At 38.8% G+C, this 15833-nt stretch carries 15 protein-coding genes, 1 tRNA gene and 1 pseudogene; 7 read left to right on the top strand and 10 right to left on the bottom strand.

Translation table 11 applies throughout. The features are described 5' to 3' along the window. Nucleotides 1–653: 653 nt before the first annotated feature. The gene (locus tag PQ578_RS04375; RefSeq protein WP_273832345.1) at nt 654–791 is read right to left on the bottom strand and encodes a hypothetical protein; all 138 of its coding nucleotides are present in this window, start codon (nt 789–791) and stop codon (nt 654–656) included. 176 nt (nt 792–967) lie between these two features. Next, nucleotides 968–3043, bottom strand: coding sequence for a hypothetical protein (locus PQ578_RS04370; RefSeq protein ID WP_273832344.1), 2076 nt, complete (start codon nt 3041–3043; stop codon nt 968–970). 667 nt (nt 3044–3710) lie between these two features. Here PQ578_RS04370 and PQ578_RS04365 point away from each other — a divergent pair. Continuing rightward, nucleotides 3711–4625 (top strand): tyrosine-type recombinase/integrase, encoded by a 915-nt coding sequence (locus PQ578_RS04365; RefSeq protein ID WP_273832343.1) that lies wholly within the window; start codon nt 3711–3713, stop codon nt 4623–4625. Nucleotides 4626–4637: 12 nt separating this feature from the next. Beyond that, nucleotides 4638–4937, top strand: a pseudogene (locus tag PQ578_RS22475) (tyrosine-type recombinase/integrase); the annotation flags it as partial. 66 nt (nt 4938–5003) lie between these two features. Here PQ578_RS22475 and PQ578_RS04360 read toward each other — a convergent pair. Both PQ578_RS04360 and PQ578_RS04355 read right to left on the bottom strand, forming a co-directional pair. Next, nucleotides 5004–5076 (bottom strand) — tRNA-Ala (locus tag PQ578_RS04360). Nucleotides 5077–5273: 197 nt separating this feature from the next. Continuing rightward, a complete protein-coding gene (locus PQ578_RS04355) occupies nt 5274–5453 on the bottom strand; it encodes a hypothetical protein (RefSeq protein ID WP_273832342.1) in 180 nt (59 codons plus the stop codon). Between the two features lie 165 nt (nt 5454–5618). Here PQ578_RS04355 and PQ578_RS04350 point away from each other — a divergent pair, with 165 nt between their 5' ends. Then, entirely contained in the window at nt 5619–6212 is a 594-nt protein-coding gene (locus PQ578_RS04350) for a Crp/Fnr family transcriptional regulator (RefSeq protein ID WP_273832341.1), read from the top strand. On the opposite strand, the gene PQ578_RS04345 is transcribed toward PQ578_RS04350, so the two are convergent. Continuing rightward, entirely contained in the window at nt 6209–6919 is a 711-nt protein-coding gene (locus tag PQ578_RS04345; RefSeq protein ID WP_273832340.1) for a DUF4386 domain-containing protein, read from the bottom strand. The two genes, PQ578_RS04350 and PQ578_RS04345, sit on opposite strands and share 4 nt — an antisense overlap. Before the next feature lie 346 nt (nt 6920–7265). Here PQ578_RS04345 and PQ578_RS04340 point away from each other — a divergent pair, with 346 nt between their 5' ends. After that, nucleotides 7266–8048, top strand: coding sequence for a carbonic anhydrase (locus tag PQ578_RS04340; RefSeq protein WP_273832339.1), 783 nt, complete (start codon nt 7266–7268; stop codon nt 8046–8048). 111 nt (nt 8049–8159) lie between these two features. On the opposite strand, the gene PQ578_RS04335 is transcribed toward PQ578_RS04340, so the two are convergent. After that, a complete protein-coding gene (locus PQ578_RS04335) occupies nt 8160–8468 on the bottom strand; it encodes a YggT family protein (RefSeq protein WP_273832338.1) in 309 nt (102 codons plus the stop codon). Between the two features lie 122 nt (nt 8469–8590). On the opposite strand from PQ578_RS04335, the gene PQ578_RS04330 reads away from it, so the two are divergent. Continuing rightward, a complete protein-coding gene (locus PQ578_RS04330; protein ID WP_273832337.1) occupies nt 8591–9583 on the top strand; it encodes a potassium channel family protein in 993 nt (330 codons plus the stop codon). On the opposite strand, the gene PQ578_RS04325 is transcribed toward PQ578_RS04330, so the two are convergent. From PQ578_RS04325 to PQ578_RS04315, 3 genes are all read right to left on the bottom strand, one after another. Further along, nucleotides 9574–9984: a YugN-like family protein gene (locus PQ578_RS04325; RefSeq protein WP_098444797.1), complete on the bottom strand. Its 411-nt coding sequence runs from the start codon at nt 9982–9984 to the stop codon at nt 9574–9576. The two genes, PQ578_RS04330 and PQ578_RS04325, sit on opposite strands and share 10 nt — an antisense overlap. 222 nt (nt 9985–10206) lie before the next feature. Then, a complete protein-coding gene (locus PQ578_RS04320; protein WP_273832336.1) occupies nt 10207–11568 on the bottom strand; it encodes a glucose-6-phosphate isomerase in 1362 nt (453 codons plus the stop codon). Nucleotides 11569–11941: 373 nt separating this feature from the next. Further along, nucleotides 11942–13105, bottom strand: a complete 1164-nt coding sequence (locus PQ578_RS04315; protein WP_224882508.1) for an iron-containing alcohol dehydrogenase — start codon at nt 13103–13105, stop codon at nt 11942–11944. A 295-nt stretch (nt 13106–13400) separates the two neighbouring features. Here PQ578_RS04315 and PQ578_RS04310 point away from each other — a divergent pair, with 295 nt between their 5' ends. Further along, a complete protein-coding gene (locus PQ578_RS04310) occupies nt 13401–13631 on the top strand; it encodes a DUF378 domain-containing protein (RefSeq protein ID WP_098444800.1) in 231 nt (76 codons plus the stop codon). A 46-nt stretch (nt 13632–13677) separates the two neighbouring features. Here the strand turns inward: PQ578_RS04310 and yugI are convergent, their stop codons facing one another. Continuing rightward, nucleotides 13678–14094 carry a S1 domain-containing post-transcriptional regulator GSP13 gene (yugI, locus tag PQ578_RS04305; RefSeq protein ID WP_098444801.1) on the bottom strand — a complete coding sequence of 139 codons (417 nt, stop codon included), beginning with the start codon at nt 14092–14094 and terminating at the stop codon, nt 13678–13680. Nucleotides 14095–14407: 313 nt separating this feature from the next. Here yugI and PQ578_RS04300 point away from each other — a divergent pair, with 313 nt between their 5' ends. Next, nucleotides 14408–15748, top strand: a complete 1341-nt coding sequence (locus tag PQ578_RS04300; protein ID WP_273832334.1) for a sodium-dependent transporter — start codon at nt 14408–14410, stop codon at nt 15746–15748. Nucleotides 15749–15833: the final 85 nt, after the last annotated feature.

Here is a 15833-nt window from a genome sequence, read left to right as displayed (position 1 = left end):
AAAAACATTAATGCACTTAAATCTGGCCCTAAAATGGAAATAAGCGCTGATCCTTGCTACAGGAAAGCGCCCTTTTGCTGAAGATCATTAATCAAATCGAAGCTAACATAAAAGCTTATTTAACATTCTTACTTCTTTAAAACAATAAGAGTAGCCGAAACGACAGCCCCTATGAAGACTTGTCTTCATTAAGTTGAATAATGGGATCCTTCTTTATGGGAGAAATACCCCTGTTAAAGTCTATTAATTTAATGTTATGGTCTTTGAAAATATTAGGGTCTTTTTCTCGATAATACTCTTCAGCAGATAGACAAATGCACTCACACAATTTGTCGATATTTACTCTGACTTTGTTTGTCTTTAGTATTTTCGAGTTATTATTAGTTGGGTTCACCCAAGATAAACCAGTTTTGTCTGCTTCACCTATAGCTAATTCAAATTCGTATGAATAATGAAAATCTGCGTCTTCTTTGTCGCCCCAGTTTTTTATATCTGAATTTCCAGCATGTAAGAAAGGACAACGTAGATGATAACACATCTCTCCTGTAAAATATGGATCTTTTGCCTTAGAGCCATCTTCTGTCCAACCTGTGTTGTCAGCAAAATATTGGTTTACCCAATTATTAAACCATGCTGCATATTGTTTTCCTATATTACGTTCTCCATTTTTTCTTTAAATCTGGATACTCAATTTGCCCGCAAATATCAGGTAAAGTTAAAGATAGTGCAAGTGCTGATAAATAACTTTTATTATTAAGAGCAATTTTAATGTCCTTTATTTTATCTAACATTTAATCTCCCTATCGTATTTATTTAACCACATGGAAAATGAGCGCTTATCCTTGTACCAGGATAGCTCCGAGATTGATGAACAAGGAAATTGATTTTCTTAAACGAAAACAGAATATCACCCGGGTCGTTACATCCTAATTTTCCAACTAATTTTATAGATGAGTTATTAGAAAGATCACATTCCTCTACCCATTTTAAGCTTATTTATGTTTTCAAGGAGAATTCCTTGACTTAATTCTCCCCTCATATTTAATATTGGATCTATTATCCCCTTCATGTTCTTCCTATCGAACTCTCTCATAATATTGTCAAAGTCTTCATCACTTGAAATTATATTTAACTCATAATCTTTTAGGTCTAAGCCTATTTTCTTCCAGTTATTCAAATAATTTTTTAATGTCATGGGATCACTTAAAAAAACTAGAGAACCGTCTAAAGTAAGTAACTCCTCACTTTCTAAAAGGGTAATAGTCAATAGTGGAGCATAAAAATTCATATTTTTACTATATTGAATTCCAATATGTTTATTATACTTTTCAACTTCAGCAGAAACGCATTCTAAAAAATCTTCATTATCATTTTTAATTTCCATTAAATATGAGTAGGTTCCATAAAAATAATTTACAGATGTATAACCAAAAGGATCTTGATCACTCTTCTCAAATGATTCATTAAAACGTTTAGCTGCTTTCTTTGCTTCACTTTTATTAAATCTATCAACTTTTCCTCTATTTGAAATATATACAAAATCTCCATTTGATAGATTTATCTTTACACAGTTGTTAAATTGATTATTACTACCTCCATATGGATTCCATGCCATATGAACTACAGAAGGAGTTTTAACACTTTTCAAACCACTTAACATAGCTTGTGAACCCTTCATACTGTTTATCCATAGATTATAATCAAACTTTCTTAGATAATTATATTCATTAAATATTTCACTATCGATGAAACCTAATACTCTATCAATTGGTCTTAAACAATCAATATGAACAACCCCTAGAATAGATCTTTCATATAAGTCATCAACCTCAATAGCATAAGATTTTTCAGAAATTCCTTTTCCACAATGCAAACAATTCATGAACTCATTTTTATTTTCTTTTATGTATTTTTGACATATTTCTTTATGAAGTTTCACCGGTAACTCCTGCTCAACATTCTCAATACCATTAGCTTCAGCTATAACAAGTTCATCATAGGGCAGATTTTCCTTATTCTCTATTAAGTATCTATCCATCCCTACGTTTGTAGAAGTCCTATGTAAAACCTTCATTTTAATTCCATTCTTTAGAATTATAAAACCATTATCAATAAACTTAATCCTCTTTGAGCCATCCTCATCAAAACGATATAATTCCATAAGTAACATTTTATTCGAAAAGCCTTCACTTAGTTCTTCGCTTCCTTCAACGAGAACTACATCTTTTCCTAATGAAAACTTATCTTCATTTAGTATAAAACTAAAAAACCTCTCCGCATCATCCCCACTATTATCAATTTCATTGGGGTTGTAAATATATCCCTTCCATTTATCTTTTAACTCATTACACAAGACTGACATTCTACTTGAAGCAAAACTAAGAGAAGTTGAGATTAGAAAAGACCAAAAGAATCGAGGAGACACTTTATCTATTTTACTACTAAGTGCTGTTAGTACACTTTTTTCAAAAGCCATACCATCTTCAATATCGAGAATAGAAATAATCACTTTAGAAGAAAAATCCAAAAATTGTTGTTCACTCATTTCTTCGCTTTTAACTTTTTTATAGATCTCTTTAATTAGACTCTTAAACCTATCGAACACTGATTTTTCACTTTTGTTAAGGGGATTCTCAATAAATGTTAAAGGATTGAGCCTAATACTTTCTAATATTTTTCTAAGATCATTTTTAATTGGACTAGACGTATTGGAAGTAGTTACTAATATATAACTATTTACTGATTGACCTTCTTGAATATATTGTGTTACAAATTGATTAATTGCTTTATAGAAATCACTATCTTCGCTTTTTGTAAATGATGCTGTTCTTTTCATTTGCAAGAATAACTTCTCGTTTTCCTTGGTGGTTACTACAAGATCATCTATGATATCCCTGGTTTCAAATGCAACCTGTTTTATATATGTATTTGCTTTTACATCAATAGAATTTGATAAATCCATTTCTACTACCATATTAAATAATATCCAACCTGAAACTCTTTGTTGGAAATCTATCCCTGCATTTGTAGGTTGAGTCCCCATTTAAAATACCCCATCCTTTATTATTAGAATTATTGCTGATTTTTAGTCTTAGAATATTGTTCGCACCCTCCTATTCTGAAAGTATTTTTTAAACCTATTAATCATTCTTTGAATTAATATACCTTCTTTAGGATAGAAAACCAAATATTAGTTTATACACTTTAAAAATAAACGAATAGTTTGAATAGTTTCAAGTTTTCCAGATAGCTGCCCTATTCTGGAATAACTTAGAAATTCAATATCCACCGTTTAAAACCCTTCCTTCATCAAAATATTGACCATGATAATTGATTTTCTAATATGTCTTAACATCTATGACTTTTCCTTTTACATTTTGACTATTACTTAGATTCCATTGAATTGTATTACTCATTGATACCAAGAACTTTTGTTCGTATAATGATATTAAGAAGGATAAACCCATAAATTTGTCATCTTACAAAAATACGCTTTAGAAAATTAAATTTTCATATTGTAGCTTAAGCTACAATGTTATTAATGAATTAAAAATGATAAATGCTAAAGCAACCATGCGAGTTTAGGAAATATGCTTCAAGGTTTTTGCGAACTAGTTAACAAGTTTTTTTAATTAAGAAGAAAATTACACAACCCAAAGCACCTATTATATTACTCTGTTCTATTAAAGTTTTAGTAGGAGGTATTTAATATGGGAAGTTACCAAAGACGGGGAGAGAATTCTTTTCTGTTGGTGGTAGAAGCCGGATATGATGCTAAAAGCAAGCGTAAAAAACGCACCAAGACAATACGGATCACTGATCAACCTTTATTAAAAACGAAACGCAAATTAGAAAATTTCTTACAACAGGAGTTGGCAAAATTCCAGATTGAAATCGAAGCTGGTGAATATATTGCTCCTAACAAAAACTTGTTTAGTGACTTCGTTCAGGAATGGTACAAGCGTTATGCAATTAAAGAATTATCCCCTACTGTTGTTAAAAACTATATGAGCTCTCTACGTAGTCACATCCTCCCTGTATTTGGAACTAAAAGAATTGGAGATATTAAAACAATTCAAATCATACGTTTTTTAGATGATAAAGCAACCGGCGAGAATGAAAGAAAAGACGGCCGTCCAGGTAAACTCTCTTCCGATTCTATTCGAAAATTTTACGATGCGCTTTGTAATGTATTCAACAGAGCATACGAGTGGCGTATTATTAAAGACAATCCGATGACTGGTGTTAAAAAGCCAGCAGTCAAACAAAGAGAAATGAGGTATTACACAAGTGAGGATCTTGGAGAAGTATTTGAAGCTTTAAACCATGAATCACTGATGTGGCGTGTATATTTTTTAGGAGCTTTATTTGGCGGATTTAGACGAGGAGAATTAACAGCTCTTGAGTGGTCTAACATCTTATTTGATACTAATGAAATAGAAATTATAAATAACATTGTAGGTAGCGAAAACGTTCAACCTATTATAAAGGATCCCAATACGAAATCATCTAAAGCATCAGTCGTCATGCCTGAATGGTACATGGAGTTATTAAAAGAGTACAAAGCTGAGTGGCTTAATGAAAAAGAAAGCGCAGCAGAATATTGGGAAGGGAGCGATCACTAGTATCTTTTTCATAAAGGATTAGGTAGTCCTCTCTATTTTACAACGCCTACAACAAAATGGAGTCGAATAGTTGAAAAATACAAACTGAAAAAAATTCGTCTTCATGACTTACGCCATAGCATGGTCGCTCTTTTGATGGAAGAAGATAATGTAAACTTACCTGGCATTCAGAAACGTGCTCGTCATTCAAGTTCGAAAATCACTTCAGATATCTATGGACACATTTCTAAGAAAAGAGCTACGCAAACCGCAAGTCAATTTGATAAATATGCTCCAAATAAAAATTTGGTCAACAAATCGTCAACAAACTAATAATTGTGATGTGTATACAACAATTCATACACAAGAAAAACCCTTGATACACAAGGGTTTTTTAGATGGAGCATAGCGGGCTCGAACCGCTGACCTCTACACTGCCAGTGTAGCGCTCTCCCAGCTGAGCTAATGCCCCGTATAATGACAGCGATTTCCTGTCGACAAGATTTATTCTATCATAGGTTTTATTGTGAGAGCAACTTGTTTTTTTGAAATATTGTGTATTGAGCATCTGATTCATGTTTGAGATGGCAGTCCGTATATCAAAAGATCCTCGACATACGAGCAATATATAAATAGTATATTGAGGGCCTTTTAATCATTGCACTCTTTTTAAAGCTTTTCTTCTCCTTGTTCCTTAGATTCTTGGTCGATTTCCAACCTCCTCTTTTCCAATTCCAGTTTCTTTTCCTCTACCTCTAACTTCTTCTTTTTCAAGTCAAAATTCATTACAAAATATAAAAAAATAAACGTCATCCCAACGATTACGGATATAAATAAAAATAGGTCCAATCTGATCTCCTCCTAGGTGTTACTTGTTTTTAAAGTATACTGGTGCGTAGTCACCACATATTCATATTACTTTAGCGCATAACCAGTTTTAGTACGCCACCTCTCTCTTTTTTTAATCATGCTATACTAAAGAATAATGAGAATTTGGTAAGGGAGATGAATACGATGAAAGATGTCCTTATCCAGTATATGAAACGCTTCTCGGATCTCAGTGAATCCGAATTAAGAAAGCTCACAATCGATATTCCTGTTGCTACGTTTAAAAAAGGAACGGTCCTTTTACATCAAGGTGAAGTCCCCAACAAATGCTATTTTGTTCTAAAAGGGTGTGTACGCCTATACGGTGTCGATGAACATGGGAATGAGAATACGTTTAATTTCTTCACTGAAGAGCAGAGTGTGACGATCTTTAATCAGCATACTCCTGACAAAATTTCTCCATACTCTCTTAGCTGCTTGGAAGACTGTACGCTTATTGTTGGTGATTTATCGACTGAGCAGGAAGCTTACAATATGCATCCGGTGTTAGAGGAACTGACTCGCAAAATGATTGAAGAAGATCTTGGTACGATGAGGGATGATTTCTCCTCCTTCATCTCTTCTACGCCAGAAGAACGCTATCAGAACTTGGTTAAGAAAAGACCAGGTTTAATTGATCGAGTTCCTCAGTATCAACTAGCAAGCTACCTGGGAATCAAGCCAGAATCTCTAAGCCGGATTAAAAAACGGTCCGTAGCTAACCTCAGGATTGTTGATTAGTCCATCGTTACTCTTCTTCCTTTTACTAATAGCCATATCCCAAAACCTAATTCACCGATGACCATAGGAACCATAAGGATTAATTCTAGTAGCCCAGTAACGTTTTCAATTTGGGGGATAAATTGGTACATGAAATGAATAAGCGCGTAGCTGAAGCCTGCTAGAACGACAAGAAAGCTGATCACTTTTGGTATCTTAGTTGTATTCCATGTTACCAGGCCGACTGCGATCAGATGAAGCCCAAAAATGATTAATCCAAATGACCAGGTTGCTTCAAAAGCTGTGATGGAATCCATTGCTTGCTGTGCAACACGATCCGACGTACCTCCTACTGCATGTTGAACAATCGTGTTCGTTACTACCAGATGTGAAACCGCAGTGGCTAGCATGGCTGTATAAAGGAAACGAAGCCAGCCAGCTAATAAAGCGTAACCTGCATGAAACGGCTGTAGAAATAAGTAAAATCCCCATGATACAACTAAATCCATGATGATGATAATAAGCCATCCAAGTACCTCAAGACGAAACAGTCCTTGAGATGCCTGGATGTTTTTTAATGTCGTTGTCGCATCTCCCTCAACGACTAATGAACTGTGCACATACCCCTGAGCAAAAACTGCAGCAACTGTCATGACAAGTAAGGCAATACCAGACAAGACTGCTGCTTTCTGCTGCATGTTTTGATTCGTTGTTCTCCCTAACCCCATATAAGAGCCTCCTCGACTTTGATGTTAAATCTATTGTATTTTGTCTGAGGAAGACTTTCATTGACTTAAATCAAGGATTTTGCGCTTTTAGAAATTTAAGCAAGTCCCATTCTTATCCACAATGAGATTACCTAAGTAAAGCACACTAATTTCAATAAAGATCACGAATCACTTTTTTTATCCCATAGCTCTATCCTCCCAAGCCAATGGTGCTATTAAAAGGGTTAGCAAAGGAAATTGTGAAGATCTGTTTAGGTCGAAATCCTTTTGAACCATGTTAGGTGCTTTGAAATAATTGGTGTACGGGTTTGTTAACGAACTAAAATGAAGTTGGTGATGAAGGTACATGTTGAAAAAGATTAGTCCTGCAGGAGTTTTATCAATAGCCATGCTAATGGGATGCTCCGCTGAAACGGAGAAAAAAATCGATGAGGATCAAGCAGAAGACGTGACATGGTCATATGAAGGAGAAACAGGGCCATCCAATTGGCATACGCTGCACCCTGAGTATGCGGCATGCGGTGAAGGAGAAAAGCAGTCTCCAATCAACATTGACGTTTCAACTGTTGAACTGAATGATGATTTAGAAGCACTTGAACTCACGTACCAATCCACTCCGTTTACATTAGAAAACAACGGACACACGGTTCAACTGACGGATCCAACTGGGGAAAACAGCATTTCATTACAAGGAGAAGAATATACGTTACAACAACTCCATTTCCATACCCCAAGTGAAAATTCTTTGAACGGTGATCATTTTGAAATGGAAGGTCACCTTGTTCATCAAAATGAAGCGGGTGAGCTGGCCGTTCTCGCCTTCCTTATTGAAGAAGGTGAAGATAATCCAGTCTTAGCTGAAACCTTTTCAAATATCCCTTCCGAACACAGTAAAGAAGAGCTCTCAAGTAAACTAAAGCTGGAATCATTACTGCCAGAAGACATGTCAACATTTCGGTACAGCGGTTCGTTAACGACTCCTCCTTGTTCTGAAGGTGTTAACTGGGTGGTTCTCGAAGAACCAATCGAGCTCTCAGAACAGCAAATAGAAGCATTTTCCGACCGTTTTCCGCATGGGAATGCTAGAGATCCTCAACAGATAAATAAGAGAGAAGTTTACGCGGATTAGTCTACTCTCCACCAAAAACCCTCCTGCGAATGCAAGAGGGTTTCTACCTGTTCTATTATAAACAACCTACAAACAACAAAAGAAACGCCGTTCAACAGCGTTTCTCCTCTATTACCTTCTCTCCCGGCTCGTTAACCCCATTGCCACAAACCGTACAATAAGTGATGCCACAATGCTATACACAATCAATGCGAACACCGCAGAGAATTCAACGACATACTGTCCGGCGAATTCCGTCGTTGGAAAGATGTTTCGGAATGGATACAACAGCGGCTCTGAAAAGTCATAGATCCACTGTACAAACGGAGCTGTTGGATTTGCGCTGAATAGTTTCAGCAATATGCGAATTCCGAGAATCGCTTCGATGATGCCAAAAATCAGGCGTACGAGCGATACGAGGAATGATGATAGTGCTCTCATATTTCTTCACCCTTTTTGTCCTGTCATATCCTTTCTTTACCCTGTCGTGAAGGATCACACACGTGTCGTTTTTTTCCAGTGATTGATGGGCATAATGGAAGTGGAGAAAGGAGCGTTTTGTTTTGAGATTACGTGACTTAGTTTATTATATATCGCGGTATCCTCCTGTATTACAACTCGGTGCACTGATCGTTGTGATTCTAATCACGATGGGCTTTATTATGCATCTGGTAGAGCCAGAGATGTTTCCGACCGTTTTCGATGGGGTTTGGTTTGCGATTGTCACGGCTTCTACGATTGGGTATGGTGATACATCACCTGAAACTGTGAGAGGAAAAGCATTTGCAATGGTATTTATTATGTTTGGAGCTGGATTTATGACCTTTTATATGGCAAAGCTTGCTTCTTCCTTTGTAATGACCCAGGGTGCACTCGGACGGGGAGAGCGCAGCTACGAACGAGCCAATCACGTTGTCGTCGTTGGGTGGAATTCACGCAGCCGACATACGATTAAGGCGCTTTTATCAAATCAGCCTGAGCGATCTATTGTACTGGTTGATCATTCGCTTACTGAAAACCCACTCCAAAAAGAAGGCGTTCATTTTATTCGAGGAAACCCTGGTGAAGACAGCACATTGCGCAAAGCCAAGGTAAGCGATGCACACACCGTCCTCATTACGGCGGATCAGTATAAAAGTGAAATGGAAGTGGATATGCAGACGATTCTGACCCTTTTAACGGTAAAAGGGATCAACCCTTCTGTGTATACGATTGTGGAGATTCTATCGCCTGAACAAATTGTGAATGCCGAGCGTGCGGGTGCGGATGAAATTATTGAAAGTGCGCATCTTCTAAGTACAGTCATGACGAATAGCGTCTTTTCACATGGGATTTCTACGACACTGCTTGAAATGTTGACTCATTTAAAGCCAAACCAACTCGATTTTATGAAAGCGGAGGCTTACAGTGAGAAATCCTTTTGCGATGTCGCTCAACAGCTAAATGAAAAGGATATTCTGATGATTGGTGTAAAAAGAGGAAGCGATCTTGTCATGAATCCCTCCCCTTCGTTTGTTATCGAGTCAGATGATCTTTTACTTGTGATTCACACGTAAGACGAGAGTGCTGCGTCAAACTCTTTCACGTAACGCTCTCCGTATTTCAACCACTTTTCATCAATTTCAGCATCTTTATCGGTTGGTTCCTGAAATTGGTTAAAGGACGCTGAGATATTGCCGATATTCCCTTCAGGATCGACTCCTGCCTGGTACATATGAGAGAGCATGAACGGCTGGCCGATTTCGACAATAGCGCCATCCGCATCAAGCTCTTTTTTCACGGCTTTAATCGGCACTCGTAGAAAAAGATAGCCGTCTTCATCATCGATTTTATAGTCAAAATAGCCATGATCATATTCCCATCCGCCTCCGTAGCTATAGCCTAGTTGACGAAGCTTGTCCTCCATAATGCTAAGTTCAATCGTTTTCCCTTCGAGTTCCGAATTCATTGGAATCATGTGTACTTCCTCCCTGTTTACATAGTCTACGCTTATCGTGTCCAAACAGAGGAATTTCATGATAAAAAAGCGCAAGCGCCTCGTTCACCCGCGACAAGCTTAAGACGAGCATCAATGTGGCGCTTTTTGCCACAATGATGCTTGACTTAAGACCTCGAGCGGGTAGGCGCTGGAACTAGATTAAAAAAAAAGAGAGCGCCGCTGCGCTCTCTCTAGTTCAATCTATTCGTTGGTGTTAAGGCGATCTTCAAGCTCAGCTTTTTCTTTTTCGAATCCTGGTTTACCAAGAAGTGCGAACATGTTCGTTTTGTATGCCTCTACTCCCGGCTGATCGAACGGATTCACGCCAAGTAGGTAACCTGAAACGGCACATGCTTTTTCAAAGAAGTAAGCAAGGTAACCGAAGTGGTAAGGCGTCATTTCAGGGATGTTCACGATCAAGTTCGGAACGTCACCATCTGTATGAGCAAGCATTGTACCTTCAAATGCTTTCTGGTTAACAAAGTCCATTGTTTCCCCAGCAAGGTAGTTCAGCTTATCAAGGTTTTTGTCGTCTTCTTCGATTGTGATCTCATGACGCGCTTTGCCTACGTTCAATACAGTTTCAAACAAGCTACGACGGCCGTCTTGAACGTATTGTCCCATCGAGTGAAGGTCAGTTGAGAAATCAACGGATGCTGGATAAAGACCTTTGTTGTCTTTTCCTTCACTTTCGCCAAAGAGCTGCTTCCACCACTCAGAGAAATAGTGTAGAGATGGCTCATAGTTCACTAGAAGCTCGATGTTCTTTCCTTTGTTGTAAAGAGCATTACGAACCGCTGCATACTGATAAGCTTCGTTTGAAGCGATGTCAGATGTGTTCAAGTCATCTTGCGCGTCCTGAGCACCTTTCATCATTTCTTCGATCGAGATTCCGCTTGCTGCGATTGGAAGAAGTCCAACAGCTGTAAGAACAGAATAACGTCCACCAACATCATCAGGAATCACGAAGCTTTCGTATCCTTCTTCGTCAGCAAGTGTTTTAAGCGCACCTTTTGACTTATCTGTTGTTGCATAGATGCGACGACGCGCTTCTTCTACGCCGTATTTTTCTTCAAGGAATTTACGGAAAATACGGAACGCAATTGCAGGCTCTGTTGTTGTACCAGATTTTGAAATCACGTTAACGGAAACGTCTTTTCCTTCAAGTACGCTGAAAAGATCCTTTACGTAAGTCGAGCTAATGTTGTTTCCTACGAAGAACACTTGTGGTGTTTTGCGCTCTTCTTTTGTTAGCACGTTATAGAAAGAATGGTTCAGCATTTCGATCGCTGCACGAGCGCCTAAATAAGAACCACCGATCCCAACAACAAGTAGCACGTCAGAATCTGATTTAATTTTCTCAGCTGATTTCTGAATGCGTGAGAATTCTTCTTTATCATAATCATGCGGAAGCGTTAGCCAGCCAAGAAAATCGCTGCCAGCCCCTGTTCCATTATGTAGCGCTTCGTGTGCAGCCTTCACTGCATCCGCCATGTATGTTACTTCATGTTCGCCAACAAACGACAATGCTTTTGAATAATCAAAACTTACTTTCGAAGTCATAGTTAGCCTCCAATTATCATTTTTTGTTCAGTACCCACATTTTACTTTAGCCCAAGACCTAGTCGAAATCAAGAACGCCGATCCATGTAAGCGATTACCTGAGAAGATTTCTTTTTAAAGTTACATAAGCTTTTTAGAACTTGAACTTATATTTCTCTTGGGGCAGCTCGATTTTTAGCTCATTCGATTGAAACCAGAGTTTCAATCGCCTTTCAGCGAAGCTGAAAGGTCGCAATGTGTGAGAGGGGCGTTGAACAAATTCATTTGTTCTAAACGCCCCTCTCACACATTGCGAAAATGAGTTAAACCATCCCCATTTAAACACCATAAAAAAAGAACCGCTCCAAAACGGAACGGTTCTTATCATTTTATCTTATAGAGAAGCTTTCAAAATCGCCATCACGTCGTCGCGCTCAAGAGACTTGAAATTACCGAACGCGCCATTAGCCATCGCACGGTCAGCAATCAAATCAAGCTGGCTATCGTCGATGTCATAATCAGCAAGACGGTTTGGTGCACCAAGGCTGCTCCAGAACGCGCTTAGCTTGTCGATCCCTTCAAGCGCGATATCGCGATCAGATTTACCTTCTTCGCTTACGCCAAGAACTTTGACAGCAAGACGCTTGAATTTATCAACGTTCACATCAAGGTTGTGTCTCATTAAGTTCGGGAAGAGAATCGCCAAACCACCAGCGTGCGGAATATCATACACAGCTGATACCGCGTGCTCGATGTTGTGAGAAGCCCAGTCACCGCGAACACCCATCTGTAGTGATTGGTTTAGCGCTACTGTACCACTTAACATAATTGTTGCACGGTGGTCGTAGTTCTGCATATCTTCAATTAATTTTGGAGCAGTATTCATCACTGTTTCAAGTACAGAGAACTGCATGTTTTCTTGTAGCTCTGTATTTGATTCAGGGTGAAGGTATTGCTCAAGTACGTGAGACATCATGTCCACCATGCCGTAAACTGTATGGTTTTTTGGCACTGTGTACGTGTTCTCAGGATCTAGAATAGAGAATTTCGGGTGAACTAGTGGATGTCCCCAGCCGTATTTCTCTTGTGTTTCCCAGTTTGTGATAACAGAACCTGGGTTCATTTCTGAACCAGTTGCTGCTAGCGTTAGAACTGTACCGAATGGAAGAGCTGCTTCAGGGAATGCTTTTTTCGTAACAAAGTCCCAAACGTCTCCATCATATTTAGCTCCAGCAGAAATCGCTTTTGTGCAGTCAATAACACTACCGCCACCTACTGCTAGAATGAAATCAATATCGTTTTCTTTACAAATGTCGACGCCTTTATGAACAGTTGTTAGGCGTGGGTTTGGTTCAACGCCGCTAAGTTCAAATACTTCAGCACCAATTTCGTTTAATGTGTTCATTACGCTATCGTAAACACCATTTTTCTTGATGCTTCCTCCGCCATAAACAACGAGGACTTTTTTTCCGTATTGTGGAACTTCCGTTTTGAGCGCTTCAAGCTGCCCTTTACCGAAGATCAACTTTGTTGGATTTTGGAATGTAAAATTATTCATTGTTATGTCCTCCTTTATTTCAAATCACGTTTATCCCAGCCTTAAGGCGCAGTAAACACTCACCTTTAGCCTTTAGTAAAACCAGAGGTTAAGGTGAGAATAAACTGCCCCTAAAGGTCTGATTCGTTCAACTAACCGTCAGACGACGGAAGTTTCACTTTATTATGCCTCATCATATTTTAAAAATAAAGCAATCTGCTTAAAGGAAGTAAGTGGAGATGAAATGTATAAGATTGCGGAATTTTTCTCATCTTATAAATGAATCATTATGTTTTTTATAAAAGGAGGGTGTCTTTTGAGCACACTACAACGAGTCGCACTAGGGTTGGTTATCATTGGAGCGATCAATTGGGGACTTATTGGATTTTTCCAATTTGACCTTGTAGCAGCGATTTTCGGTGGACAAAATGCTGCACTAGCACGCATTGTCTATGGTCTTGTTGGGCTGAGTGGTCTTTATTGCCTAACGCTACTATTCAAACCTACTGAAGAGCTTTCACATGACCCAGATCGTGCGACAACATAAATCAAAAAAAGAAGGCAGCCGATTGGCTGCCTTCTTTTGTCATTACTTACTTCTTAAGGCGCTTGTTCAATTGAGCTTGACGGTCGTTAGATTCTTTCAACCAGTCTTTAAGCTTATCTTCAAGCGTGTTGAAGCCTTGTGGAGAAGAAGTTTGTTGTGGTTTCTTGTTTCCGCCGCTTGGTGCTGCTGGGCGAGGCTTTCTTTCCGGACGCTCAGGTTTAGGCTGAGTAGCACGGATTGAAAGAGAGATTTTACCGGAACCTTCTTCAATGTTAAGGATTTTAACCTTAACTTCGTCTCCTACAGTAAGTTGATCTTCGATATTTTTTACGTAGCCGTGAGAAATTTCAGAAATGTGAACTAGACCTTGCTTTTGGTCGTCAATTGCAACGAAAGCACCAAAAGGCTTAATACCAGTTACCTTCCCTTCTACGATATCACCGACGTTATATTGCTCTGCCATGAAAACACTCCTAACAAATTTTTTCAACTTAACTAGTATAACATAGATGTCGAATCTAGACAAAACATCATACTGGCCTTTTCTAAGAATCATACCCTTCCAGTGAAGGAATAGCAAGACATGTGAATAGTATAAAGCATTTGTTTTCAAATTAAAATAATACAGATACCTAATTGATCATGTCAATGATAGCAATGCTTCAAGCAGGTGGTAAATAAATACATGAATATTTGATATTGACTGAATTCTTTCCGCTCGCTATAGTGTTAAAATGCCATTCATTTGGACTTACTATATTGTATGAGGTGACAAGATGAAATCAAATGATCAATGGTCGTCAAGATTCGGATTTATTCTGGCTTCAGCTGGGTCAGCAATCGGGCTTGGTGCACTGTGGAAATTTCCATATATGGCAGGTACAAACGGTGGAGCAGCGTTTTTCCTTGTTTTTCTTCTTTTCACTGTTTTAGTCGGAGCACCGATGCTACTTGCTGAATTTGTCGTTGGTCGACACTCCCAACAAAACGCCGTTTCTTCTTATCAGTCGATTTCTGGTAGTACAAAATGGAAATGGCTCGGATATCTCGGCGTAACGGCATCCTTCATTATCTTATCCTTCTATAGTGTTATTGGTGGATGGGTGATTACGTACTTAACGAGAAGCTTCTCAGGATCTCTTACCGGACTTCCAAATAGCCGCTATGAAGAACTGTTCGGAGAAATTATCGGCAGTCCTTCAACAGCACTCCTGACGCAAGCGCTATTCCTAGCCATAACCGTAGCGATCGTGCAATTTGGGGTTCAAAAAGGAATCGAAACAGCAAGCCGTTATATGATGCCAGCCCTTTTTATTCTTTTTCTAGTGCTTGTTGTTCGTTCTCTCTCTTTAGACGGTGCAATGGAGGGCGTTTCTTTCTTCCTGAAACCTGATTTCTCGATGCTATCAGCTGAAGGCGTTCTAGACGCGCTTGGTCAATCGTTCTTCGCGCTCAGTGTCGGTATATCCTTAATGGTGACGTACAGCTCTTACCTTGATAAGAAAGCTGACCTTACCGGTTCCGTTGTTTCAGTCGTTAGTTTAAACGTATTAATCTCATTTCTTGCTGGACTTGCCATCTTCCCTGCTGTCTTCGCATTTGGCTTTGAGCCAACAGAAGGGCCTGGACTTATTTTCACCGTTCTTCCTGCAGTGTTTAACCAAATGGCGTTTGGCGGATTGTTTTTTACCGTCTTCCTAGCGCTTTTGCTGTTTGCAACGTTAACTTCTGCTTTTTCTTTGATGGAGATTATCGTTTCTACGGTAACACGCGGTGAAGGAAAGCGTAAAAAAGCATCCTGGATCGCAGGATTATGCGTTTTCTTACTTGGAATTCCATCCGCTTTGTCATTCGGTGTTCTTGGAGACATTTCCGTATTTGGCAGAAGCATTTTTGATACGATGGACTTTCTAGCAAGTAACTTATTAATGCCGATCGGGGCTCTCTTGATTTCTGTCTTTGTTTCTCGAAAAATGAAGCGACAGATCCTGGCGGATGAAGTGATGATGTCTTCCAAAATAGGACGCGTGATCTTCCCCATCTGGTACGGACTCATACGTTATTTTGTCCCAGCAGCCATTACGATCGTACTTATTACATCGTTACTTTCATATTAATTTAAAAAAAGAGGTATATTCTTCATATGATCTGGGAATAACAGAAGTAGTAAGCTATCTATATTCCCCCTTTTGAAAGACGAGG

Source organism: Guptibacillus sedimenti (assembly GCF_028610665.1).
Classification (GTDB): Bacteria; Bacillota; Bacilli; order Bacillales; family Guptibacillaceae; genus Guptibacillus; species Guptibacillus sedimenti.
This window is presented reverse-complemented; position numbering and strand designations above follow the sequence as displayed.

Excerpts from the sequence above, each read along its gene's own strand:
- PQ578_RS04300 (WP_273832334.1), top strand. The coding sequence starts at position 14,408 with ATGAAATCAAATGATCAATGGTCGTCAAGATTCGGATTTATTCTGGCT.
- PQ578_RS04365 (WP_273832343.1), top strand. The coding sequence starts at position 3,711 with ATGGGAAGTTACCAAAGACGGGGAGAGAATTCTTTTCTGTTGGTGGTA.
- PQ578_RS04340 (WP_273832339.1), top strand. The coding sequence starts at position 7,266 with ATGTTGAAAAAGATTAGTCCTGCAGGAGTTTTATCAATAGCCATGCTA.
- PQ578_RS04370 (WP_273832344.1), bottom strand. The coding sequence starts at position 3,043 with ATGGGGACTCAACCTACAAATGCAGGGATAGATTTCCAACAAAGAGTT.
- PQ578_RS04320 (WP_273832336.1), bottom strand. The coding sequence starts at position 11,568 with ATGACTTCGAAAGTAAGTTTTGATTATTCAAAAGCATTGTCGTTTGTT.
- yugI (WP_098444801.1), bottom strand. The coding sequence starts at position 14,094 with ATGGCAGAGCAATATAACGTCGGTGATATCGTAGAAGGGAAGGTAACT.
- PQ578_RS04315 (WP_224882508.1), bottom strand. The coding sequence starts at position 13,105 with ATGAATAATTTTACATTCCAAAATCCAACAAAGTTGATCTTCGGTAAA.
- PQ578_RS04325 (WP_098444797.1), bottom strand. The coding sequence starts at position 9,984 with ATGATTCCAATGAATTCGGAACTCGAAGGGAAAACGATTGAACTTAGC.
- PQ578_RS04335 (WP_273832338.1), bottom strand. The coding sequence starts at position 8,468 with ATGAGAGCACTATCATCATTCCTCGTATCGCTCGTACGCCTGATTTTT.
- PQ578_RS04345 (WP_273832340.1), bottom strand. The coding sequence starts at position 6,919 with ATGGGGTTAGGGAGAACAACGAATCAAAACATGCAGCAGAAAGCAGCA.
- PQ578_RS04350 (WP_273832341.1), top strand. The coding sequence starts at position 5,619 with ATGAAAGATGTCCTTATCCAGTATATGAAACGCTTCTCGGATCTCAGT.
- PQ578_RS04375 (WP_273832345.1), bottom strand. The coding sequence starts at position 791 with ATGTTAGATAAAATAAAGGACATTAAAATTGCTCTTAATAATAAAAGT.